The organism is Oceanobacillus sp. M60 (assembly GCF_053839645.1).
Window position 1 is genome coordinate 350,624 of record NZ_JBSSNH010000006.1, and the last position, 23,187, is coordinate 373,810.

The window sequence follows — 23,187 nt, forward strand, 5'->3', positions numbered from 1 at the left end:
ATCAGCTTACGGCTTGGATAGGGTGATGCATTATATCCGAAAAATATTCCAATGCAGGAATTACATGATGCAGCTGCTCTTAACATAGAAAGTTTTTATGATAAGTTATTTTAATTGGACTTTTTGAACAATCTTAAGTGTACAGAGAATAGTTTTGAATTTAGTGAGGGTAGTGTATATGAAAGAGAAATTACAAAAATGGAGAGAATCCACTTTTACTTTTTGGAAATCCAGATCGAAGGGGCAAAAAGGGACGATGATCGGCGGAGCAGTATTAATCGTTTTGTTAATTGCTGCGGTAACTTTTTTTAGTTCCAATTCAAACTATGTTCCTTTGTATAATAATTTGTCCATGCAGGAAGCCGGCCAAATTACAACGGAGTTAGATACCAGAACAGTGCCATATGAGCTTGAAAATGGCGGAACTACCATTCTGGTGCCTGAGGAGCAGGTTGATTCGTTATTATTAGAATTTGCTTCTATGGGGCTTCCAAACAGCGGGAGTATAGATTATTCTTTTTTTAGTGAAAATGCCTCATGGGGTATTACGGAGAATGAATTCAGTGTCATGAAACTAGATGCGATGCAAACAGAGCTCGGGAATTTAATTTCAGGAATTGAAGGTATACAAGATGCAAATGTCATGATAAACATGCCTGAACAGCCTGTGTTTGCCGATGAAGCAACAGGAGAAGCCAGTGTTGCTATTATGTTACATACACAGCCGGGATATCAATTTGAGGGAAATCAAGTAGACGGTCTATATCATCTGGTGTCAAAGGCAATCCCTAATTTAGATGCAGAAGATATTATTATTATGAATCAGTACTTTGAATATTATGACCAGGAAACGCAATTAGCCGGCGGTCAGGATACATACTCAAATCAGCAAACCATTAAAAAAGATGTAGAACGTGATATTCAGCGCAGGCTGCAGCAAATGCTCGGAACAATGGTAGGAAATGAAAATATTGTTGTTTCCGTTACGGCAGATATTGATTTTTCACAAGAAAACCGTACAGAAGAATTAGTGGAGCCTGTTGATCTTGAAGCAATGGAAGGAATACCGGTCAGTCTGGAGACGATTCAAGAATCTTACACTGGTCAAGGAGCCCCGGATGGCGTTGCAGGAGCCGGGGAAGAAGATGTTGCGAACTTTCCTGCTGAAGAAGGGGACAATGACGGGGACTATGAATTAGATAGAGAAACAATCAATTATGAATTTAACCGTATCCGCCGTGAGATAGTGGAAAGCCCTTATCAAATCAGAGACCTTGGCATACAGGTGGCAGTTAACAGCACAAGACAAGGAGAAGATGGAGAAATAGAATTTTTAAACCAGCAGGAACAGACAGATGTGGAAGAAGGTGTGGAATCCATTTTGAATTCCATCATAGAAACATCGGTTGACGGAGATTTACAGGATATGGAGGAAGAAGCTGAACCGAATACCTCGATTGTGTTTCAGGAATTCAGCACTTCAGTCGGGGAGCAGGAAGAACCGTCAGGAGCAGGAATCCCTATATGGCTTTATATTGTTGGCGGAATTTTACTAATTGTCATCATTATTTTACTCTTTATGCTCAGAAGGAACCGTACAGAGGAAGAATGGCTGGAAGAGGAAATTGAGGAAGAGCAGCCGTTAGCTTCTGTAGCAGATAATGAAGAACCAATTATTCCTGAACTTCCTAGAGAAGATACAGAAGAAGTTATCAGGAGAAAACAATTGGAGAAAATTGCAAACGAAAAACCAGAAGAATTTGCGAAATTATTACGCAGCTGGATGAATGAGGATTAGGAGGTTTTATTTATGGCAAGAAAAAATACACTGACAGGCAGACAAAAAGCAGCCATTCTTTTAATCTCATTAGGTCCGGATGTATCAGCACAAGTGTATAAGTATCTATCAGAGGAAGAAATTGAAAAGCTGAGCTTAGATATTTCCTCTGTTAAAAAGGTAGATTCTAATTTAAAAGAAGATATATTAAATCAGTTCCATCAAATTGCTGTGGCACAAGACTATATCTCTCAGGGAGGGATTGGATATGCTAAAACGGTGTTGGAAAAAGCATTCGGGAAGCAGGAGGCATCCAGTATTATTAATCGCCTGACTTCTTCCTTGCAGGTGAGACCGTTTGATTTTGCGAGAAAAGCAGACCCGCAGCAGGTTTTGAATTATATTCAGGGAGAGCATCCGCAAACTATTGCACTGATCCTCTCTTATCTGGATGCGGAACAGAGCGGTCAAATCCTTTCTGCACTGCCCAAAAATGTACAGGCGGAGGTGGCCAGCAGAATTGCTACGATGGACTCCACCTCTCCAGAGATTATCAGTCAAATAGAGCAGGTGCTGGAGAAAAATATATCTTCATCCATGACAGAAGATTATACACAGACGGGCGGTATCCAAACGGTGGTAGAAGTACTGAATGGAGTCGATCGTTCTACAGAAAGAACGATATTAGAAGCTCTGGAGTCACAGGACCCGGATTTGGCGGAAGAGATCAAGAAAAGAATGTTTGTATTTGAAGATATTGTTACATTGGATAACCGGGCGATTCAGCGTGTTATCAGAGAAGTTGACAATGATGACCTGCGATTATCTCTCAAAGTAGCAAGCAATGAAGTGAAGGACATTGTGTTCCAAAATATGTCTGAACGGATGGTGACCACCTTTAAAGAGGAAATGGAATTTATGGGGCCGGTGCGTCTAAAAGATGTGGAAGAGGCACAAACAAGAATTGTCAATGTGATACGCGGTCTGGAAGAAAAAGGAGAAATTGTTGTGGCACGAGGCGGAGGAGACGATATTATTGTCTGATGTAAAAAAACAAATATCGATTAAACCAATTGAGTCTATTGTTACACGAGCCAATGCTCCTCAAGATGACGCAAAAGAAGTACACCAGCAATTAACGGAGGCGATTTCCTGCCAAAAACAGGAATTAGCTTCCATTGAAGAAAAGCAGAAAAAGCGGGTAGAAGAAGCGGATAACCAGATAGAGGAAGCACGGAAAAAATGGGAAACAGAAAAGCAAGAGCTAATAGAGCTTGCCCGGAAACAAGGATTCCACAAGGGTTATGAGGATGGAAAACAAGAAGCTTATACACAGTTTGAATACAAACTGCAGGAGGCAAATCATATCGTTGATATAGCGAAAGAGGACTATCATCAAACATTGGAAAAGCAATCAGAAAGTATTGTAGAAATAGCCATGGCGACAGCGAATAAAGTTTTACATAATGAGCTGAAGGAGCAGCCGGATTATATTAGAACATTAATAAAGGATGCACTTGATGAAGTGAAATCTCAGCCAATTATTAGCATTGTTATCCACCCGGATTATTATGAGGAGGTTCATTCCTATCAGGAAGAACTGCAGCGCATAATCGGGGATGAAACGAAACTTTCTATCCACGCTGATATGAACATTCAGCCGACAGACTGTATTATCCAATACCCGCACGGTCAGATAGAAACAAGTGTGAATACACAGCTTGAAAAAATCCGGGAAGCATTAATGGATTATGTCATGGAGGATGCCGAATGAATAAAGAGGCCTTGATTTCAGTCATAGAGAAGACCATTCCATATAAACGGTATGGGAAAGTGATTCGTGTTGTAGGTTTGATGATTGAATCGGAAGGACCTGCAGCAAACATCGGCGAGGTTTGTTACATTCATACGAGCTCTGATAAGGGAGAGCCTATTTTAGCAGAAGTGGTAGGGTTTCAAAATGAAAAAATCATTTTAATGCCTTATCGGGAAGTAAACGAAGTGGGTTCAGGCTGTTTAGTAGAAGCTACTGGAAATCCATTAAACGTAAAAGTTGGCCGGAGCTTGATAGGACATGTGCTGGATCCGTTGGGAAAACCACTTTTAGACGGCGAAGCACTGCCTAAAGGCTTAACAGGATATCAGACGGAGAGAAAGCCGCCGAATCCTCTTTCCAGGCCGACAATCAGGCAGCCGCTACAGGTTGGCGTCCGGGCAATTGATGGTTTTTTATCAATGGGTATAGGACAGCGTGTCGGTTTGTTTGCCGGGAGCGGAGTAGGAAAAAGTACATTGCTGGGAATGATTGCAAGGAATAGCAATGCGGATGTGAACATTATTGCTCTTATCGGTGAACGAGGAAGAGAGGTCCGGGAATTTATTGAGCATGATTTAGGAGAAGAAGGACTGAAAAAATCCATTATTGTTGCAGCAACCTCTGATCAGCCTGCACTTATGCGGATTCGCGGGGCATATACAGCAACGGCAATCAGTGAATACTTCAGAGAACAGGGATTTAATGTGAATTTAATGATGGATTCTGTCACCCGTGTTGCAATGGCACAAAGGGAAATTGGTTTGGCTGTTGGAGAGCCGCCAACGACAAAGGGGTATACTCCGAGTGTGTTCTCAATCTTACCCAAGCTTTTAGAGCGGGCTGGGACAGATGAAAATGGTTCGATTACGGGTTTTTATACCGTGCTCGTTGACGGCGATGATATGAACGAGCCAATTGCTGATGCAGTAAGAGGAATATTGGATGGCCATATTGTTCTGGATCGGAAAATCGCAGAAAGAGGCCAGTATCCTGCAATCAATGTGTTGAAGTCAATCAGTAGGGTCATGAATGTGATTACAACAGATGAGCATCAGCAAATTGCTACAAAATTAAGGACGCTTCTCGCTGTCTACGAAGAAAATAACGAATTAATCTCTATCGGCGCATATAAAAAAGGAACAAACCCTGAAGTGGACTTAGCTGTGGCATCATATCCAAATATTGTTTCTTTTTTAAAACAAGGGGTCTATGAACAAGTTAGTTTTGAAGAAACCGTACAGATGATGAAAAACCTGGTTCAATAAAGGAGTTGTTTTAAATGGCTAAGATATCCAGTTTAGCTAAAATACGGGATTTGCATGATAATGAGAAGCAAGTAGCTCAGCGGGCTTATGCGGAATCCCAAGAAACATTTGAGAAAATTGCCAGAGAATTATACAGCTTATTGAAGAAAAAAGAAATGGCAGAAAGTACCTTTGAAAATGCGATTCAAGCATCTACATCTATTGAAAAAATAAAAGAACAGTCTGCTTATATAGAAAAATTGACCAATCAAATTCAAACGGTGCAGCTGCTAGTACAGAGAGCAAGAAATGACATGAATTCCAAGCAAACGAAATTATCGGAAGCTTATATTGAGTATAAAAAATACGATAAGATGATTGATTTAAAAAAAGAGGAAGCTAAAGCCGTATTAAAAAAGCAGGAAGCTGCGTTTATGGATGAAATGTCCATGCAACAATATCTGAGACAAAATCAAAGGTGAAAATAATGAAAAATAAAAATAAAAAACAAAGTGAAACGGAACCGGAAGTTAAGAAGTCTCCAGGTATCTTTATGAAGCTGTTTTTAATAGCTATGCCACTTTTTATCCTGGCTGTTATTGTCGTCTTTGTTTTACATATTGCCGGATTTAATACATTAGATTGGCTGAAGGAACGAGGTCAATCCATTCCGGTTGTCGGAGAAATGTTCACAGACGAATCAAATGAAGAAATAAGTGAATTGAATGATTTACAGGCATTGCAAAATCAATTGGAAAGCAGAAATGAAATCATCAATAATAAAGATGAACAAATCCAAGAGCTTGAAGAAACAATTGCTGATTTAGAAAGCGAGATTAGCAGTTTGGAAGAAGAACAGGAAGAAAACGAAAATAACGAGGATACAGAACAAAGCGATGAGCAGCAAGGCGGGGAGCAAGCGCAAGCTGAGGCTGGTGCCGTTTCAGAAAAAAGTTCGATGACAAGAACATTGGAAGGTATGAAGAGTAAGGAAGCAGCTGCTATTCTAGAAAACCTGGAAGCTGATTTAGCCGTAACTATTTTAGAAGAAATGTCTACTGGGGACCGCGGTGATATATTACAGCAAATGAATGTGGAAGCGGCGACGACCTATACGCAAATGTTAATGGAGTAACAATATAAGAAACTTGAAAGGAGGTGAAAAAGTGAATGCGATGAGGCTGAATATAGCTGATCTTATGTTTTCCAATCAGGCGAGTATCAAGTCAAGAACACAGCAAGGCTCCCGTTTTGGTGATTTATTATTACAGCAATCAGGGTCACTACCTGCCAGGGGGGATATAAAAACCCCGCTTCAGCAAAATCAGAAGCAGCAGTTAGCAGATGTGTTTGAACAGGTAGGAGAATCACTTCCTGATGAAGTACTTGCTATTTTGAAAGATAATGATGTTTTGCAGGAAGAAATCGTTGCTTTGTTAATGGAAAATGCAGTAACTCAGCAAGAGAGTTCTTTAGAAAAAAATGGTGATCAGCAAAGATTACAGATAGAGAATCTGCTTAGCCAATATCTATCTTCAGCGCTTGCGGAGCACCCAGAAATATCCTCAATGGCAGATTTACAGCCTGCGATAGACATTTATAACGAAATAACCAAGCAGCTGCAAGGAATAGAACAAACTGCAGATATACATGATACATCCAGCTTATTAGCGCAATTGCTGCAGGATTGGGAGCAGTTTTTTAAAGAAAATCCTGAGATAGATAAACAGGAAGTGCTGGACGGTATTTACCAGCAAATGCAACATGCTGATTCCTCCATTTTTGAACAGACTGTACGTCAAATGGCGTATCAAATGCTTGAAGCTGGCTTGCGGGAAGAAGAAATAAATGATGCTGACGACTTTGAAAATGTGGAAGTAATCAAGGCTTTGCAAGATTTTAATGAATTTATGCTGAGGGCCGATGGGGCAACAGCGGAGCAAATAGAAAAAAAGATAGATGATTTATTGATTGAAGCCGGTTTAATGACTGAAGAGCAGATGAAAGGCAGTTGGGTTGAGGCTGAACAAGCAGAGCAGCAAGCCAGAATACAACAATTCATCCAAGGTATAAGCCAGCAGCTCCAAATAGCAGATTCCTCCGTTTCTAGTCAGATAGTAAATCAAATTGCACATCAATTGCTGGCCGCCAACTTGCCAGAAGAACAAATGCTAAACAACCGTAAAGCAAATTCTGCGGTGGTCGAACAGACCGATAAAACCGGACTAGATGCAGAAGGATTACAGCGTGTGGAGGCTAGAATTGCAGGGTGGCTGCAATCCATTTTTAAAGAAGTATCTCCTGGAGTTATCAAGCAGAATAACGATGTCCAATTAGTCAGGCAGACAGCTAATGAAACAGGTTACCACCAGCCAGTAAAAGCGGAAGCTGAAGTTGTTCCTCGGATCGAGCCGAAAATGGCAGCCTGGCTGCAAACGTCATTCCAAGATGCATCGCCGGCTGTTTTTAAGCAGGATAGTCTTCCTATCTCCAAGATAGAACAATTTATTGTTCAGATGGGGCAGACAGATTCATCAAAAGGCCTATCAGGTAAAGAGCTGATCGAGAAAATTGAAACAATTGTACAAAGTCAGCGCCTGCAAAATTTTGTGCGGGGACAAAATCCCATCTCCATCCAATTGAGACCGGAGAACCTAGGTGATATGACGATACGTTTTATACAGACAAATGGAGAGTTGACAGTACAGATGCTTGTTTCTTCTAAAGCGGTGAAGGAAGTATTGGAATCGAATCTGCACCAGCTGAGAAATGTGTTTTCACCGCATCAGGTATCGGTTGAGAGGCAGGATAATGTGAATGCTTCGCAGACAGATGCATCGAAAAATGCGAAAGAAAATCAAAGTGAGCAGCATTCAGAGCACCAGGAAACAGCTTCTGACTCCAATGAACAGGATTCGTCTTCTGAAACAGAATCCTTTGAATCATTTATGGAGAAACTGCTATCGCAAAATATAGAGGAGCAAGTTTAATAATAACCACAGCTGCACAAAAACGTAGCCGGAATTTGAAAGGCGGTGACAACGATCACTTCTATAGATCCATCTTTATACTTAAGTAATCAGCCAAAAACAAGAGAGCCTTCTTCTGAACTGGGAAAAGACGAATTCTTAAAATTATTGATTGCCCAAATGCAAAACCAGAATCCGATGAATACGATGGATGAATCAGAATTTATAGCGCAAATGGCATCATTTTCTTCCCTGGAGCAAATGACGAATATGTCTAATTCGATGGAACTCTTAGTAAATAATCAGCTCGTATCTCCGGCTATTCAATATAGCCATATGATTGGAGAAACGGTAAATTATAGAACCTTTGATAAAGAGACCGGAAGAGAAACAGGTGTGGAATCAGGCAAAATTATTTCTGTATCTCAACAGGATGGATGGGCTGTTTTTCATTTAGAAAATGGCCAAAAAATCTATGCTGATACCGTTATTGAAGTAGGAGCATCCGGAGAAGAAACTGATAATGAATCAGAAAATGAGGTGACAGACCCTTCGGAAAATGAGGAGGGAGAAGAATAATGGTTCGCCCCATCCAACCAATCGTACCACCTATATCACAGGAACAGCATATACAAAAAGCGGCACCGAAAAAAGGAGCAATTTCCTTTAGAGATATTCTTCAAAACCAGCAAGAGCTGACAATCAGTAAGCATGCCGCAGAACGGATGCAAGAGCGGAATATCCAGCTTAGCAATCAAGAATGGCAGTCTATTCAAGAGAAAGTAAAAGAAGCAAAACAAAAAGGTGTAAAAGATGCATTGGTCGTAATTGATGGCAATGCAATGGTAGTCAGTGTCAAAAATAATACAGTGATTACAGCGCTAAACCAATCAGAAGCAGATAAAAAAGTATTTACCAATATTGATGGAACAATTTTATTGTAAAAAAGGCCGGACCCTTTATGGGAAGCCTATTGCCGCGGAATGACAGAAGCGGTCAAATGAAAATAAAAAGGGGAAATAATCATGTTACGTTCAATGTACGCAGGTATTTCAGGAATGAAAAATTCACAAACAAAATTAGATGTTATCGGTAATAATATTGCAAACGTGAATACATCAGGCTATAAGAAATCGAATATTAATTTTCAGGATATGCTGAGTCAGACAACCTCAGCAGCACAAGGACCGGGAAATGGACGTGGCGGGATTAATGCATCTCAAGTTGGTCTTGGTTCACAGGAAGGTGCCATTTCAAATACACATACTCCAGGTTCCAGACAAACAACGAATAATCCATTAGATTTTGCGATCCAAGGAGATGGGATGTTTGTCGTACAGGAGGGTGATACAAATTACTATACCCGCGCAGGCAACTTTTACTTAGACGCTGGCGGGAATATCGTTAATGCAAACGGATATTATTTACAGGCTGAAGGAGGAGGAAATCTTACCATTCCGGAAAATGCCGAGAGTTTCAGTGTGCAGCCGGATGGAACGGTCACCTATACGGATGCTAATGAGAATACAGAAGAAGTAGGACGAATCGCATTAGCGAAGTTTTCCAACCCAGCTGGATTGGAAAAAGTTGGTGGCAGCTTGTACGCCGCTACAAATAATGCTGGACTAGTTGGTACAGGTCTAGAAGGTCCGGGAGCAAATGGAACTGGTGAAATAATCAGCGGTGCATTGGAAATGTCCAACGTTGACTTATCCGAAGAGTTCACAGAAATGATTACAGCACAGCGTTCATTCCAGGCAAACACGAGAATAATTACAACGTCTGATGAAATTTTACAAGAGCTTGTTAATCTAAAACGATAAGCAAAGGGGGAAGGGGACTGACCTGAATGGACATCAGGTTAGTCCCGATAACGTATGATTCGATTAACCCGATTAAATAATGAACCTTTTGTTCTGAATGCTATCATGATTGAGCAGGTACAGGCATATGCCGATACAAGCATTTCTCTATTAAACGGAAAAAAGGTGTTTGTCAAAGAAAGCGAAGAAGAAATTATTGAAAAGGTAACAGCCTTTTATCACCAGATTGGGTTTCCCGCACTCCCGTTAAAGGCAGGTGAAAAGAATGAGTAAAATAGTAAAAATAGCTATGACATCTATTATTACATTACTTGTTGGCGTTGTAGCAACGCTTATTATCGTTATCTATGTTAATGAGCCGGAAGAAACTTCTGGAGAGCAATCGATTGATGAGATGGTAAGCCATTCTTATGAAACGCCAGAGGTGACTACAGATATTAAGGACGACCGATATGTCCAGGTTCAATTTCAAGTTATTACAGATGATAATAAAGCAGTGGAAGAATTAGAAAAACGGGGCTTTCAAATTACGAATTTATTAATTAAAGAATTGGCCGTTATGGAAGTGGATGATTTTCAAACAGGTCTGGACGAGCTCGAGGATACATTGAAAACAGATTTAAATGAAATGATGACAGAAGGAACGGTTACCGAAGTATATACCATTAAGAAAATACTTCAATAGATTCTATCATGTCAGGAGGTGACCAATGTTTATGGATGAGGTATTATCGCAAAATGAAATTGATGCCTTGCTTTCAGCGATAACATCAGGAGAAATGGATGCGGAAGAATTGAAAAAAGAAGAAGATGAAAAACGCATTCGTGTTTATGATTTTAAGAGAGCGTTACGTTTTTCAAAAGACCAGATACGCAGCATTTCAAGACTGCATGAGAATTATGCAAGGTTGCTGACAACTTTTTTTGCTACACAGCTCAGGACATACGTGAATATTAATGTTACCTCTGTCGATCAAGTGCCTTATGAGGAATTTATACGCTCTGTACCGAAGCCGACCGTACTTAATATTTATAGTTTGGAGCCATTAGATGGCAATTTAATCATGGAAATCAATCCCAATGTAGCATTTGCATTATTGGAACGATTACTTGGAGGAAAAGGTTCTACTGGTTCGAAAACAAGCAGTTTGACAGAAATTGAAAAGATTTTGCTCACACAATTATTTGAGAAAGCAGAAGTCAGCTTAAAGGAAGCTTGGTCATCTGTTACAGATATCGAACCCATTTTAGAAGAATTCGAGGAGAATCCCCAATTTATGCAAATCGTTGCACCCACAGAAACGGTGGTAGTTGTTTCGTTAACCGCTATGATTGGAGAGGTATCCGGGATGATTAATATATGTATTCCGCATATTATCTTGGAGCCGATTATACCAAAGCTTTCTGCAAGCTATTGGATGCAGACGAATAAAAACAAAGATGAAAAAAGTCTGCAAAGAATGTCGAAGTATCTTCAAAATACCGATGTAGAAGTAAAAACTGTTCTGGGGGAAGCATCCATCAATATTGATGAATTTTTGAAGTTCTCTGTCGGCGATGTGATTGCGTTGGATCAAGCAATTGATGCACCATTAAAAATGGCTGTAAATGATGAATTTAAGTTTCTTGTACAGCCGGGAAAGTATCGGCATAAAATGTCTGTCCAAGTATTAGAGGAATTGAATGGGGTGATGGAAAATGATGAATGACGGCAAGCTGTCACAAGAAGAAATAGATGCCCTGCTTAAGGTGCCTGCAGATGAACAGGAGGATGACCAGCAGGAGCAGACGGCGGACGAAGCATTTTTAACAAGTATCGAAAAGGATGCTTTGGGGGAAATCGGTAATATTTCCTTTGGAAGCTCTGCTACTACACTGTCTACACTGTTAAACCAGAAGGTAGAAATTACTACACCGGCTGTCACGGTGATTGGCAAGGATCAATTAGAAGAAGAAGTTACATTTAAACCTGTGAGTGTTCAAGTTAATTACATAGAAGGCTTTACTGGCAATAATGTGTTTTTCATTAAATCAGAGGATGCGGCAGTAATCGCAGATATCATGCTTGGCGGAGACGGGACAAACCCGGATAAAGAACTGAACGAAATGCACCTAAGTGCCGTTCAAGAAGCCATGAATCAGATGATGGGAGCAGCTGCTACCAGCATGTCTACTGTATTTAATAAGAAAATAGATATTTCACCGCCTGAGATTATTCATGGACTGGAAAATCAAAAAAAAGAAGGTTTATTTAAAGACGAAGTGTACGTTAAAGTATTTTTCAAGTTAATGGTTGGAGATTTAATAGATTCCAATATGGTACAGCTGGTTCCGTTGGATTTTGCTAAAGAATTAGTACACCAATTAATGAATCCGGCTCCTGAAGCTAAAGAAGAGCCTTCTGTCAAAGAGGAACCAGAAACAGCAGTAAGTCAGACTGCAGCAAGTGTAAATACGCATTCAGCAGTTGCTGCTGCGCCGGTAACTGAAGAGAAACAGGCTGAACAAGAACAACCTGTCAGGCCTGCTGGAAATACAGGAACTACGAATCAAAAAAATGATGAGATTTTAGGAAGACCAAGCTCCCAGGAAGCGGATGTCCAGGAAGCAGCATTTTCTGAATTCGAGCAGGCTCCGCTCAATTATCAAGGGCAGCGGAATTTAGATATGTTAATGGATATTCCATTAAGAGTCACTGTGGAATTGGGCAGGACAAAGCAGTCTATCAAGGAAATATTAGAACTGGGAGCCGGCTCTATTATTGAATTAGATAAACTGGCGGGAGAACCTGTAGATATTCTGGTAAATGAAAAATTAGTTGCTGAAGGAGAAGTCGTAGTTATTGACGAAAACTTTGGGGTTCGTGTAACAGATATCGTCAGTCAGCATGATAGAATCCAGCATTTAAGAAAATAGATATGCATAATTAGGTATATTGAAGGAGAGAGAAAAAATGGGCCAAAAGATTTTAATAGTAGATGATGCAGCTTTTATGAGAATGATGATCAAGGATATTTTAACAAAGAATGATTTTGAAGTGGTTGGAGAAGCACAGGACGGCAACGAAGCTGTTGAAAAATATAAGGAACTTCAGCCTGATTTAGTAACAATGGATATTACGATGCCGGAAAAAGATGGATTAGCAGCATTAAAAGAAATTCTTCAGGTTAATTCAAATGCAAAAGTCATTATGTGTTCAGCTATGGGACAGCAGGCAATGGTTATTGATGCTATCCAGGCCGGAGCAAAAGACTTTATTGTTAAACCATTCCAAGCAGATCGTGTCATTGAAGCAATTCAAAAAGCACTCGGCTAAATAGACTTCAATTTAAAAAGTGAGTTGACGAGATTGAAGAAGCAATTATGGCGTATATATGCGTTGGGGGCAGGGATTCTATTATTTCTGCTGCTCCCAATCAGCGTAGGCGCAGAAGCAAATGTGTTAGACTGCCTCGAAAATGAAGAGGAGTGTAATGAAGAAGAAGTAAATTTAAATAATGAACAGCCGGATGTAAACGATGAAGATACAATCATAGACAATAACAATGAATTTTTAGTGGAGGACGAAGCTTCTAATTCATCCATGGGCTGGCAGATTGTGCGTCTGGTTATTGGTCTGGCACTCGTATTAGGTTTAGTTTATGTCGTATTAAAGTTTTTAGGAAAGAGAAACGGGTTTAATCAGCAGCCGGGTCTCTTAAGAAATGTAGGCGGAGTATCTGTCGGAGCAAATAAATCTGTTCAAATTATCCGTGCAGGAAACAAATATTATCTTATTGGCGTTGGAGATAATGTGGAGCTTTTAGAGGAAATCGATGATCCAGAAACAATAGAACAGTTACTTGATCAGTCAGCAGAGAAGGGTTCAGATCCATTATCATTCTTTTCAAGAGAAAAAAATGATAATGGGAAGAAAGCGTCTGGCAAGTCTTTTGATCAATTACTTACCAGAGAGCTGAAATCGATTCGTAAAAATCGCCAGAATCTAATTAATAAGCATAAGGACGATTCAAATGAATGATTTTATAGATATCTTTTCTAGCTCTGACCCGACGAATATAGCCACCTCTGTGAGGCTCCTGTTATTATTAACGATTTTTTCCTTAGCTCCGGGAATTTTAATTTTAATGACGAGCTTTACACGGATTATTATTGTTTTATCCTTTGTACGTACATCATTAGCTACGCAGCAGATGCCCCCAAATCAGGTACTCATCGGTATTGCTTTGTTTATGACGTTCTTTATCATGGCTCCTACCTTTTCGGAAGTCTATGAACAAGGATTATCTCCGCTTTTTGAAGAGGAGATAACGTTGGATGAAGCATATGAAAATGCAAGTGTTCCGTTAAAAGAATTTATGGCGCAGCATACAAGGCAGAAGGATTTGCAATTATTCTTGAGTTATACAGAGGCAGAACCGCCGGAAACGGTACAGGATATTCCGTTAACCACTTTAGTCCCTGCATTTGCAATCAGTGAATTAAAGACGGCATTTCAGATGGGCTTTATGATTTTTATTCCATTTTTAATTATTGATATGGCTGTCGCAAGTATCTTAATGTCCATGGGGATGATGATGCTGCCGCCGGTAATGATTTCATTGCCATTTAAAATATTATTATTTGTGTTGGTTGATGGGTGGTATTTGATTACGCAGTCACTGCTCGGTGGTTTCTAGTAGAGCCGTATTGAAAGTGGTATTGGAAGTGGAAGGAGTATAATTAATGAGTAGTGAATTAGTATTAACCCTGGCTGAACGGGGAATCTTTACAATTTTATTAATAACGGTTCCTGTATTGCTGCTGGCTTTGGCCGTAGGTTTACTTGTAAGTATTTTTCAGGCAACAACACAAATTCAAGAACAGACACTTGCATTTATTCCAAAAATTTTGGCGGTACTACTTGGTCTCGTATTTTTTGGACCTTGGATGTTAACAACCATTGTTGAATTTACTTCCAGTCTATATATGAATATTAACCAATACATAGGGTAGATCTGATGATTGAAATGATAAATTGGAACCTTGTTCCTGCGTTCATGTTAATATTTGTCCGGATTATGGCTTTCTTTGTCATTATGCCTCTATTCTCTTATCGGTCTGTTCCTGTTCAATTTAAAATAGGAATCAGTTTTTTTCTGACATTCATTTTAATTTCTACGGTAGATATCAGTAATGTTGCGCTGAATGATTTATATTTATTCCTGCTGTTTAAGGAAGCTCTCATTGGAATTTGTATCGGATTGATTGCTTTTATTCTTGTTTCAGCTATTCAGGTTGCCGGGGGATTTGTTGATTTTCAAATGGGATTTGCGATTGCCAATGTGATAGATCCGCAAACTGGGGCGCAAAGTCCGTTGACAGGCCAGTATTTCTATATTATTGCTCTGTTATTTCTATTATCCGTAGATGGCCATCATATGATTTTGAATGGGATGATGAACAGTTTCACATATATCCCTTTAGATCAATTTATTCCATTTGGAGAGGAAAGCATTGTTGAACTTGTGCTGACAACGTTTAACACAATGTTTCTGATTGCTTTCCAAATCGCAGTTCCCATTGTAGGCTGTTTGTTTTTAGTGGATGTTGCCTTAGGGATTGTGGCTCGGACAGTACCGCAGATGAATGTGTTTGTCGTTGGGCTGCCATTAAAAATCCTTGTCAGCTTTGTAGCAATTCTTGTATTTCTAGCACTTTACATCGGCTTGCTGCAATCTGTTTTTGAAGCAATGTTCCGTGTAATGGAGCAGTTAATGGCTTTATTTGGAGGTGTTTAATGTGAAATTGACATTAGACTTACAATTTTTTGCAGGGGAAAAAACAGAAAAAGCAACTCCAAAGAAAAGGCAGGACGAACGTAAAAAAGGACGTGTTGCCAAAAGTCAGGATATCAATACAGCTATCCTGCTGCTCGGCTGCTTTATCGGATTGTTTGTTTTTGGCGGTTATATTCTGGAATATATGACGAGCTTTTACAGAAAATCATTTACAGAATACATTCATTGGGATGTGACGAATCACTCGGTTCAAATGATGTTTAATGATTCGTTCCTTCAAGCGGTTTTAATGGTTGCCCCAATTATGGTGATAGCCGTTATTTCCGGTGTAGCAGCAAATCTGCTTCAGGTCAAATTTCTGTTTTCAACAGAGCCGTTAAAGTTTGATTTGAAAAAAATTGACCCGATTAAGGGAGCTAAGCGGATTTTTTCTATTCGGGCATTAGTGGAATTTTTGAAATCATTATTGAAGATCGCCTTGGTTGGGACGGTCACATTTACCGTCATTTGGATGAATAAAGATCAGATGCTGATGACTGCATTTTTAGATGCTGAAGGAGCGTTGGGCTTTTTTGCACGGGTTACTACCATCATGGCATTCTCGGCTATTGCTTTATTGATTTTTTTAGGAGTGCTAGATTATTTATATCAAAAATACGATTTTGAAAAAAACATTCGGATGTCCAAGCAAGACATTAAAGACGAGTATAAAAATGTCGAAGGGGATCCGTTAATTAAATCAAAAATGAAAGAAAAACAAAGACAGATAGCAACCCGAAGAATGATGAGCGAGGTTCCGGGAGCGGATGTCATTATTACCAACCCGACCCACTATGCCATTGCCATTAAATATGATGAAGCAAAGGCAGAAGCACCATTTGTTATTGCGAAAGGGACGGACAGCATTGCACAGCGCATCAAGGAAATTGCGAAAGAACATCATGTTCAAATGGTAGAGAATCGTTCATTGGCAAGAGCGCTGTATGCTGCAACTGAAATCGGCGAAGTTATTCCGGAAGAATACTTTCAGCCTGTAGCAGAGGTTCTTGCATATGTATATCAAATGGAGAAAAAAGCGTAAGAAGTTAGGAGAGAATGGAAATGAAATTCCGGGATATTGCGGTTCTCATAGGCGTTATACTGGTTATTGTTATGCTGGTTATCCCGTTGCCTGGAGAATTTTTAAGTCTTCTCATATTAATTAATATAATACTTGCATTGGTTGTTATTTTAGTAGCCATGAATACCACGGAACCATTGCAATTTTCCGTATTTCCAACACTGATTTTGTTGTTGACATTATTTCGGTTAGCTTTAAATGTGTCCACAACCCGTGCCATTCTCTCGGAAGGTAATGCAGGAGGAGTTGTAGAAACATTCGGCTCCTTTGTAATTGGAAATAACCCTTTAGTCGGGTTTGTTGTATTTATTATTTTAGTTATTATCAATTTTATTGTTATTACCAAAGGGGCAGAACGTGTATCGGAAGTTGCTGCCAGGTTCTCCCTCGATGGGATGCCCGGGAAGCAGATGAGTGTCGATGCGGATTTAAATGCCGGTTTAATTACAGAGAGCCAGGCGAAAGAACGGCGGGAAAAAATTGAAAATGAAGCCGACTTTCATGGATCCATGGACGGGGCAAGTAAATTCGTTAAAGGAGATGCTATCGCCGGGATTGTCATCGTTCTGATCAATGTACTTTTCGGAATGATTATCGGGGTGGCTCAAATGGGCTTGTCTTTGTCAGAGTCCGTTGAATTATTTACACGTCTTACTGTTGGGGACGGACTGGTCAGTCAAATACCTGCTTTGCTTATTTCAACGGCAACAGGGATTGTCGTTACAAGGTCTGCCCGGGGAAGTAATTTAAGTTCGGATGTAACAGGTCAGCTGCTGCAATTTCCGAAGCTTTTATATATCGCAGCAGGAACAATCTTTCTGCTTGGTCTGACTCCAATCAACTTTTTCTTAACGACGCTTCTGGCCGCTTTTTTAGCCTTCAGCGGGTACTGGATGGAGAAGAAAAGTGTGGAGCCGGAACAAGTTACTGAGGAAGAGGAAGAAGAAACCGAATCGACCGCTCTCAAACAGCAGGAAAATGTGGTCAGCCTCTTGAATATGGATCCGATTGAATTTGAATTTGGCTATGGATTAATTCCTTTAGCGGATACATCCCAGGGAGGAGACTTGCTGGACAGGGTCATTATGATACGGAGACAGCTGGCGATTGAGCTTGGACTCGTAATACCTGTAGTAAGAATCAGGGATAATATCCAGCTGCAGCCGAATGAATATCAATTAAAGATAAAAGGAGACAAGGTTGCCAGCGGTGAATTAATGCTGGATCATTATTTGGCGATGGCTCCCGACTTTTTAGAGGATGATATAGAAGGAATTGATACAAAAGAGCCTGCATTTGGGCTGCCTGCAAAATGGATAAGTGAAAATGTAAAAGACGAAGCGGAATTATCCGGTTATACGGTCGTTGATCCTCCTTCTGTTGTATCGACTCACCTGACAGAAGTGATTAAAAAACATGCATTTGAGCTCTTGGGAAGAGAGGAAACAAAACAGCTGATTGATCACTTAAAAGAAACAAATCCGATTTTAGTCGAGGAAGTAACCCCGGAACCATTGTCCGTCGGCGATGTTCAAAAAGTACTGTCGAAGCTTTTAAGAGAAGGTGTATCTATCCGGAATCTGCCGGTAATCTTTGAAACATTAGCTGATTTTGCCAGATTGACTAATGATACAGATGTGCTGGGAGAATACGTCAGACAAGGGTTAGCATCACAAATCACAAAAAGCTTTGTAAAAGATGATAATGCGTTGAAGGTGATTACGATATCCGGAAAGATTGAAAAAGCAATTGCTGACCATGTTCAACAGACAGAGCACGGCAATTACTTAGCGTTAGACCCGGATCAGCAGCAGGAAATTGTGCAGGCGATTCATAAGGAAGCGGAAAAAGTATCCCTTCAGGAAGAAACAACGATTATTATATGCTCGCCGGCAGTGCGGATGTATTTAAAACAATTGTTAGACAGGTTCTTACCTCAAGTTGTTGTATTATCATACAATGAACTAGAACCGACTGTGGAGGTACAAAGTGTTGGGGTGGTGAATATCGCATGAAGATAAAGAAATATAAAGCGCCGTCTATGCCGGAAGTAATGAAGCAGGTAAGGAAAGATTTTGGCACAGACGCAGTTATTTTACAATCCAGGCAAATTAAATCAGGCGGCATGTTGGGGCTTTTTAAAAAGAATTATATAGAGGTAGTTGCCGGCTATGATCCGGAACCGGTTCAGCCTGTTAAAAAAGCAACTGTCAAAAAAGAAGCTCCTGCACTGCAAAAGGAGAAGACTCCGGAAGCGGCAGCAGATGTTTCTTATTCTAAAGAACTGGAACAGGTTTATAAACTCCTGGAAGCGCAGAACAGACAGCTCCAGCTCAGGTTAACGCCGGATGAACAGCTGATATATGACCGCCTGACAGCGCAGGAGGTTCTTCCTGATATTGCTTTGGAGCTCATCAAGGAAGGGGGGAATCAGACTGCTGCCCTCCAGCAAAGAATCCATGAAGAAATAGAAAAGCGCTTGGAAGGGCTGCAATTAGGCTTTACATATCACCATAAAGTGATTCAATTTGTCGGCCCGACTGGTGTAGGAAAAACAACTACGATTGCAAAAATCGCCGCCCGCATGCAGCTGACAGAAAATAAAAGAATTGCGTTTATCACACTGGATACGTACCGGATAGCAGCAGTTGAGCAGCTGAAAACATATGCAAAGATTCTTCATATACCTGTACATGTAGCGTATAACAAGCAGGAATACCATCAGTATATCGCGGAGCTGCAGGATTATGATGTGATTTTAGTAGATACAGCCGGAAGAAATTATCGGGATGAAACTTACTTGAAAGATATGGCGGACTGGATAAGCCCTGGAGAAGTAACAAATTATCTCGTATTATCAATGACGGCAAAACCGAAAGATTTTCTGGATATTTACGGAAAGTTTACAGCAATCGGTGTTCATGGGCTTATCTTGACAAAATTAGATGAGACAGAGCAATACGGAAATATTTTGAATGCTGCATTTCATTATCCTGACATCCGGATTGGCTATATGACAAATGGGCAGGATGTTCCCGAGGACATGCTGAGTCCAACCTTAAATCAGCTTAGCCGTTATATAATAGGTGATGAACAATGAGCTATGACCAGGCTGAACAGCTCCGAAACCGGCTATCCCCTGAAAGGACAGCAAAAACGATTGCTGTTTGCAGCGGAAAAGGCGGTGTAGGAAAATCAAATTTCACACTTAATTTTTCGATGAAACTTGCACAGGAGAATCATAAAATCCTGGTATTTGATTTAGATGTAGGAATGGGAAATATCGATTTACTCCTTGGTATGCAGACAGACTATTCTATTGCCGATGTTTTAAATAATAAAATTTCCATTCAGGACGCCATTGTAAAAAGTCCTTATGGCATAGATTATATTCCCGGAGGCTCTGGCCTGCACGATTTCTTAGAAATTAATGAGCATAAGAAAGCTATTTTTTATCAAGGGCTGGAAAAGGTATGGCGAGAATATGATTATGTGTTATTTGATATGGGTGCTGGTGTGACAGAGACTTCATTATTTTTTATTTTGGCAGCAGATGAATGTTTTATTGTAACTACGCCTGAACCGACGTCCATTACGGATGCATATGGAATGGTGAAGCATATATTATCTAATCAGCCGGATATGCCAATCTATACTATTTTAAATCGTTCAAGGAATAAAACAGAGGGCAGCAATATTCTCGATAATTTCCACACGGTTATTCGCCGCTTTCTGGACGCAGAGGCTCGAAGATTAGGTTGTATTCCAGAAGACGAAAATATAATGAAAGCTGTCATGCATCAAAAACCGTATACCAAGTTATATCCGAAAACGAAGGCTTCCAAAGCAATGGAGTCGATCCTGCAAATGTACGTAAATGACACAAACAAAACGGTACGTAAATCTGGCAGTTTCATAGAACGGATAAAACATTTCATGAAGGGGTGAAGAAATGACTCTAATTAATGTTCTTGTCGTAGATGATTCTGCATTTATGAGAAAAATGATTTCTGAGATTTTAACAGAGGATGGCAGATTTCATGTAGTTGGAACTGCCGTACATGGCGAAGATGGGGTAAATAAAGTAAAAAAGCTGCATCCGGATGTCGTAACCATGGATGTCCAAATGCCGAAGCTGGATGGTTTAGGAGCTTTAAAACAGATTATGGAGGAATGTCCTGTTCCTGTGCTCATGCTGTCCAGTGAAACAAGAAAAGGCGCTGATTATACCATCCAGGCTATTTCGACAGGTGCGGTTGACTTTATTACAAAGCCGTCCGGAGCGATTTCATTAGATATAAAAAAGGTAGAAAAAGAAATATGCGACAAGGTCTATACAGCAGCAACCGTAAAAGTACATAAAAAAATAAATGGAGCAGCGCAGCATGTGCCGATAGAACGTATACAGCAGCCATTGACAATGCCTGCGAAGCCCTCTCTTTCCTCCAAAAAAATGGTTGCCATCGGAACGTCTACTGGAGGCCCGAGAGCGCTGCAGAAAGTCATTACCGCTTTACCGAAAGATCTTGGTGTTCCTGTTGCTGTTGTACAGCATATGCCTCCTGGATTTACTGCGTCTCTGGCAGAACGGTTAAATCAAATTAGCCGGTTGACTGTTAAAGAAGCGGAACATGGAGAATTAATGAAAAAGGGAACGGTCTACATCGCGCCGGGCGGATACCATATGGAAGTGAAAAGCAGCGGCATGGCATTAATGATTTCATTAAATCAACAACCGCTGGATAATGGTCATCGTCCGTCCGTCAATACATTATTCCGCTCTCTGTGTTCTCTTAAGAATTATCAGATTGTAACCTGCGTCTTAACAGGGATGGGGAATGACGGTACGCTTGGCTTAAAAGCATTGAAAAAAGCAAATTCTCATGTCGTTTCACTTGCAGAGACAGAAGAGACAGCTATTGTATATGGAATGCCGAAGTCTATTATCAATGAGGGGCTAGCTGATTATCAAGTGCCATTAAATCAAATGGCTAGCCAGCTGAGCAATCTTGTTAAATAACAAATAACCGGAAGGGAAAGATTGGCATGACACAAGAACAGTTAACTCCAGAAAGATTAGAAAAAACAATCATTTTTGATTTGAATGGCAGTGAGTATGGGTTGCCGGTGAACTTTGTAGAGTCTATTGAAACATCCTTGCCTATTACACGCGTCCCGCACGAAAAAAATTATATTAAAGGTGTGATTAATCTTAGAGGGAAGATTATTCCTGTCATTGATTTGCGCATTCGGCTGGAAGAAGAGCCGGAGCATAACAAGGAAGAAGATCAGATAATCATCACCAAGATTGATGAGACACAAGTTGGGTTGATTATAGACAATGCAAATGATGTGCTAGACATCCCGGTTGATCTTTTGGAAAATCCTCCGGAAACCATTGGCACTGTAAAAAAAGAATACATCCATTCTATTGCTCATCTGGATAATCGGCTGATTGTATTATTAGATATTTATAAATTATTAAATTTAGAAGAAATAAAAACAAAAGAATTGGATGATCAATGATGGATGTTTTCCAATTAACGAGCTTTCAGAAGGATATTTTGAAAGAAATAGGGAATATAGGTGCTGGAAACGCTGCAACCTCCTTATCACAGCTGTTGGGTCATAAAATAGATATGCTGGTTCCTAATGTGGAGATTGCTGATTTTAACGAAGTCATTGAATTGGTTGGCGGACCGGAACAGCCTATTGTCGGATTGATGTTTCAGGTGGAAGGGGAAATAACGGGTGTAATGGCTATTGTCGTTGATATTGAAGAAGCAGAGTATCTGGTACAAAAGCTGACGCATAATCCGGAATTTCGATTATCAGAAGAGACGGATGGAATAGAATTAGAGATTGCTATGTCTGCATTAAGTGAAATAGGAAATATTTTGACCGGGTCGTATCTTACCGCGCTTTCTGACTTTACTGGTATGAATCTGCAGCCTTCTGTTCCACATCTGGGAATCGATATGGCTGGTGCTATTATGACAATGGGCTTATTAGAAATTTCTCAGGTAACAGATTATGCAATTATTATTGATACGGAAATAAGGCAAGAGGAACGAGGCCATGAACAGATTAGAGGGAATTTCCTTTTTATTCCTGATCCAGAATCTTTTCAAAAGCTCTTTGCCAAATTAGGATGGTCTTAAGATGAGTATAACGAAAACAATTGTAAATGTCGGTATTGCAGATACGAAAATTGTTCGATCCCCTAATACGATTCGAACGCTGGGGCTTGGCTCTTGTATTGGAACGGTATTATACGATGAAAGGCGTGGAATAGCTGGATTGTCTCATATTTTATTGCCTGACTCCAGCCAAGCAAAAGCCGGCAGTATAAGTGAGATGAAATATGCAGATACAGCCATCCCGCAGCTGTTAGAAATGCTTCAGGAACAGGGAGCCAGAAATATGAAAGCAAAAATGGCCGGGGGAGCGCAAATGTTTCAGGTTGGTAAAGGAACAAGCTTTATGCGGATTGGTGATAAGAATATAGAAGCAGTCCAGGACGCGCTTCGAAAATTAAATATTAAAGTTGTTTCCTCAGATGTAGGCGGTAATTTGGGGAGAACGATTGAGTTTGATCCAGTAACGTCCAAGCTTTCCATCAGAAAACGTAATCAGAATGTCTTTACAATTTAACCGA

General features: G+C 40.2%; 27 protein-coding genes. All 27 read left to right on the top strand.

Translation table 11 applies throughout. From position 1 onward, the window contains the following. Positions 1-178 precede the first annotated feature (178 nt). The 27 genes from fliF (at position 179) to ACW0TQ_RS16750 (ending at position 23,183) form a co-directional block, all read left to right on the top strand. A complete protein-coding gene (gene fliF / locus ACW0TQ_RS16620) occupies positions 179-1,798 on the top strand; it encodes a flagellar basal-body MS-ring/collar protein FliF (protein ID WP_256704846.1) in 1,620 nt (539 codons plus the stop codon). Between the two features lie 12 nt (positions 1,799-1,810). After that, positions 1,811-2,821 carry a flagellar motor switch protein FliG gene (gene fliG, locus ACW0TQ_RS16625; protein ID WP_042535034.1) on the top strand — a complete coding sequence of 337 codons (1,011 nt, stop codon included), beginning with the start codon at positions 1,811-1,813 and terminating at the stop codon, positions 2,819-2,821. Then, a complete protein-coding gene (gene fliH / locus ACW0TQ_RS16630; RefSeq protein ID WP_042535032.1) occupies positions 2,814-3,551 on the top strand; it encodes a flagellar assembly protein FliH in 738 nt (245 codons plus the stop codon). Before fliG ends, fliH begins: the two co-directional genes overlap by 8 nt. After that, positions 3,548-4,858: a flagellar protein export ATPase FliI gene (fliI, locus tag ACW0TQ_RS16635; protein ID WP_212928507.1), complete on the top strand. Its 1,311-nt coding sequence runs from the start codon at positions 3,548-3,550 to the stop codon at positions 4,856-4,858. The genes fliH and fliI overlap by 4 nt, the downstream gene beginning before the upstream one ends. A 14-nt stretch (positions 4,859-4,872) precedes the next feature. Continuing rightward, positions 4,873-5,319, top strand: coding sequence for a flagellar export protein FliJ (gene fliJ, locus ACW0TQ_RS16640; protein WP_042535030.1), 447 nt, complete (start codon positions 4,873-4,875; stop codon positions 5,317-5,319). Positions 5,320-5,324: 5 nt separating this feature from the next. Beyond that, positions 5,325-5,972: a magnesium transporter MgtE N-terminal domain-containing protein gene (locus tag ACW0TQ_RS16645; protein ID WP_042535028.1), complete on the top strand. Its 648-nt coding sequence runs from the start codon at positions 5,325-5,327 to the stop codon at positions 5,970-5,972. A 40-nt stretch (positions 5,973-6,012) separates the two neighbouring features. Beyond that, positions 6,013-7,827, top strand: coding sequence for a flagellar hook-length control protein FliK (locus ACW0TQ_RS16650; protein WP_455725848.1), 1,815 nt, complete (start codon positions 6,013-6,015; stop codon positions 7,825-7,827). A 45-nt stretch (positions 7,828-7,872) separates the two neighbouring features. Then, positions 7,873-8,385, top strand: a complete 513-nt coding sequence (gene flgD / locus ACW0TQ_RS16655; RefSeq protein WP_319022576.1) for a flagellar hook assembly protein FlgD — start codon at positions 7,873-7,875, stop codon at positions 8,383-8,385. Then, on the top strand, positions 8,385-8,750 hold the full coding sequence (locus ACW0TQ_RS16660) for a TIGR02530 family flagellar biosynthesis protein (RefSeq protein ID WP_042535026.1): 366 nt from the start codon (positions 8,385-8,387) through the stop codon (positions 8,748-8,750). The genes flgD and ACW0TQ_RS16660 overlap by 1 nt, the downstream gene beginning before the upstream one ends. Before the next feature lie 81 nt (positions 8,751-8,831). Then, a complete protein-coding gene (gene flgG / locus ACW0TQ_RS16665; RefSeq protein WP_042535024.1) occupies positions 8,832-9,629 on the top strand; it encodes a flagellar basal body rod protein FlgG in 798 nt (265 codons plus the stop codon). Between the two features lie 54 nt (positions 9,630-9,683). After that, on the top strand, positions 9,684-9,902 hold the full coding sequence (locus ACW0TQ_RS16670) for a flagellar FlbD family protein (RefSeq protein WP_040980122.1): 219 nt from the start codon (positions 9,684-9,686) through the stop codon (positions 9,900-9,902). After that, positions 9,895-10,314, top strand: a complete 420-nt coding sequence (fliL, locus tag ACW0TQ_RS16675; RefSeq protein ID WP_193064966.1) for a flagellar basal body-associated protein FliL — start codon at positions 9,895-9,897, stop codon at positions 10,312-10,314. The genes ACW0TQ_RS16670 and fliL overlap by 8 nt, the downstream gene beginning before the upstream one ends. A 31-nt stretch (positions 10,315-10,345) precedes the next feature. Next, a complete protein-coding gene (gene fliM, locus ACW0TQ_RS16680) occupies positions 10,346-11,338 on the top strand; it encodes a flagellar motor switch protein FliM (RefSeq protein ID WP_193064967.1) in 993 nt (330 codons plus the stop codon). Beyond that, positions 11,328-12,545: a flagellar motor switch phosphatase FliY gene (gene fliY, locus ACW0TQ_RS16685; RefSeq protein ID WP_042535019.1), complete on the top strand. Its 1,218-nt coding sequence runs from the start codon at positions 11,328-11,330 to the stop codon at positions 12,543-12,545. The genes fliM and fliY overlap by 11 nt, the downstream gene beginning before the upstream one ends. Before the next feature lie 37 nt (positions 12,546-12,582). Next, on the top strand, positions 12,583-12,945 hold the full coding sequence (locus ACW0TQ_RS16690) for a response regulator (protein ID WP_042535016.1): 363 nt from the start codon (positions 12,583-12,585) through the stop codon (positions 12,943-12,945). A gap of 33 nt (positions 12,946-12,978) precedes the next feature. Then, positions 12,979-13,650, top strand: a complete 672-nt coding sequence (gene fliO, locus ACW0TQ_RS16695) for a flagellar biosynthetic protein FliO (RefSeq protein ID WP_052485095.1) — start codon at positions 12,979-12,981, stop codon at positions 13,648-13,650. Further along, positions 13,643-14,308 carry a flagellar type III secretion system pore protein FliP gene (fliP, locus tag ACW0TQ_RS16700; protein WP_042535014.1) on the top strand — a complete coding sequence of 222 codons (666 nt, stop codon included), beginning with the start codon at positions 13,643-13,645 and terminating at the stop codon, positions 14,306-14,308. The genes fliO and fliP overlap by 8 nt, the downstream gene beginning before the upstream one ends. Before the next feature lie 46 nt (positions 14,309-14,354). Then, positions 14,355-14,624: a flagellar biosynthesis protein FliQ gene (gene fliQ, locus ACW0TQ_RS16705; RefSeq protein ID WP_042535012.1), complete on the top strand. Its 270-nt coding sequence runs from the start codon at positions 14,355-14,357 to the stop codon at positions 14,622-14,624. Positions 14,625-14,629: 5 nt separating this feature from the next. Beyond that, the gene (gene fliR / locus ACW0TQ_RS16710) at positions 14,630-15,409 is read left to right on the top strand and encodes a flagellar biosynthetic protein FliR (protein WP_455725843.1); all 780 of its coding nucleotides are present in this window, start codon (positions 14,630-14,632) and stop codon (positions 15,407-15,409) included. A gap of 1 nt (position 15,410) precedes the next feature. Beyond that, positions 15,411-16,490, top strand: coding sequence for a flagellar biosynthesis protein FlhB (flhB, locus tag ACW0TQ_RS16715; RefSeq protein ID WP_042535008.1), 1,080 nt, complete (start codon positions 15,411-15,413; stop codon positions 16,488-16,490). A 20-nt stretch (positions 16,491-16,510) separates the two neighbouring features. After that, positions 16,511-18,544 carry a flagellar biosynthesis protein FlhA gene (flhA, locus tag ACW0TQ_RS16720; protein WP_042535006.1) on the top strand — a complete coding sequence of 678 codons (2,034 nt, stop codon included), beginning with the start codon at positions 16,511-16,513 and terminating at the stop codon, positions 18,542-18,544. After that, entirely contained in the window at positions 18,541-19,629 is a 1,089-nt protein-coding gene (gene flhF, locus ACW0TQ_RS16725; RefSeq protein WP_193064973.1) for a flagellar biosynthesis GTPase FlhF, read from the top strand. The genes flhA and flhF overlap by 4 nt, the downstream gene beginning before the upstream one ends. Further along, on the top strand, positions 19,626-20,477 hold the full coding sequence (locus ACW0TQ_RS16730; RefSeq protein ID WP_455725844.1) for a MinD/ParA family protein: 852 nt from the start codon (positions 19,626-19,628) through the stop codon (positions 20,475-20,477). Before flhF ends, ACW0TQ_RS16730 begins: the two co-directional genes overlap by 4 nt. 4 nt (positions 20,478-20,481) lie before the next feature. Beyond that, positions 20,482-21,549: a protein-glutamate methylesterase/protein-glutamine glutaminase gene (locus ACW0TQ_RS16735; protein WP_455725845.1), complete on the top strand. Its 1,068-nt coding sequence runs from the start codon at positions 20,482-20,484 to the stop codon at positions 21,547-21,549. A gap of 26 nt (positions 21,550-21,575) precedes the next feature. After that, on the top strand, positions 21,576-22,055 hold the full coding sequence (locus tag ACW0TQ_RS16740) for a chemotaxis protein CheW (RefSeq protein ID WP_042535000.1): 480 nt from the start codon (positions 21,576-21,578) through the stop codon (positions 22,053-22,055). Further along, positions 22,052-22,690: a chemotaxis protein CheC gene (locus ACW0TQ_RS16745; RefSeq protein ID WP_042534999.1), complete on the top strand. Its 639-nt coding sequence runs from the start codon at positions 22,052-22,054 to the stop codon at positions 22,688-22,690. Before ACW0TQ_RS16740 ends, ACW0TQ_RS16745 begins: the two co-directional genes overlap by 4 nt. Position 22,691: 1 nt before the next feature. After that, positions 22,692-23,183: a chemotaxis protein CheD gene (locus ACW0TQ_RS16750; protein ID WP_193064976.1), complete on the top strand. Its 492-nt coding sequence runs from the start codon at positions 22,692-22,694 to the stop codon at positions 23,181-23,183. The last annotated feature ends 4 nt before the right edge of the window (positions 23,184-23,187 follow it).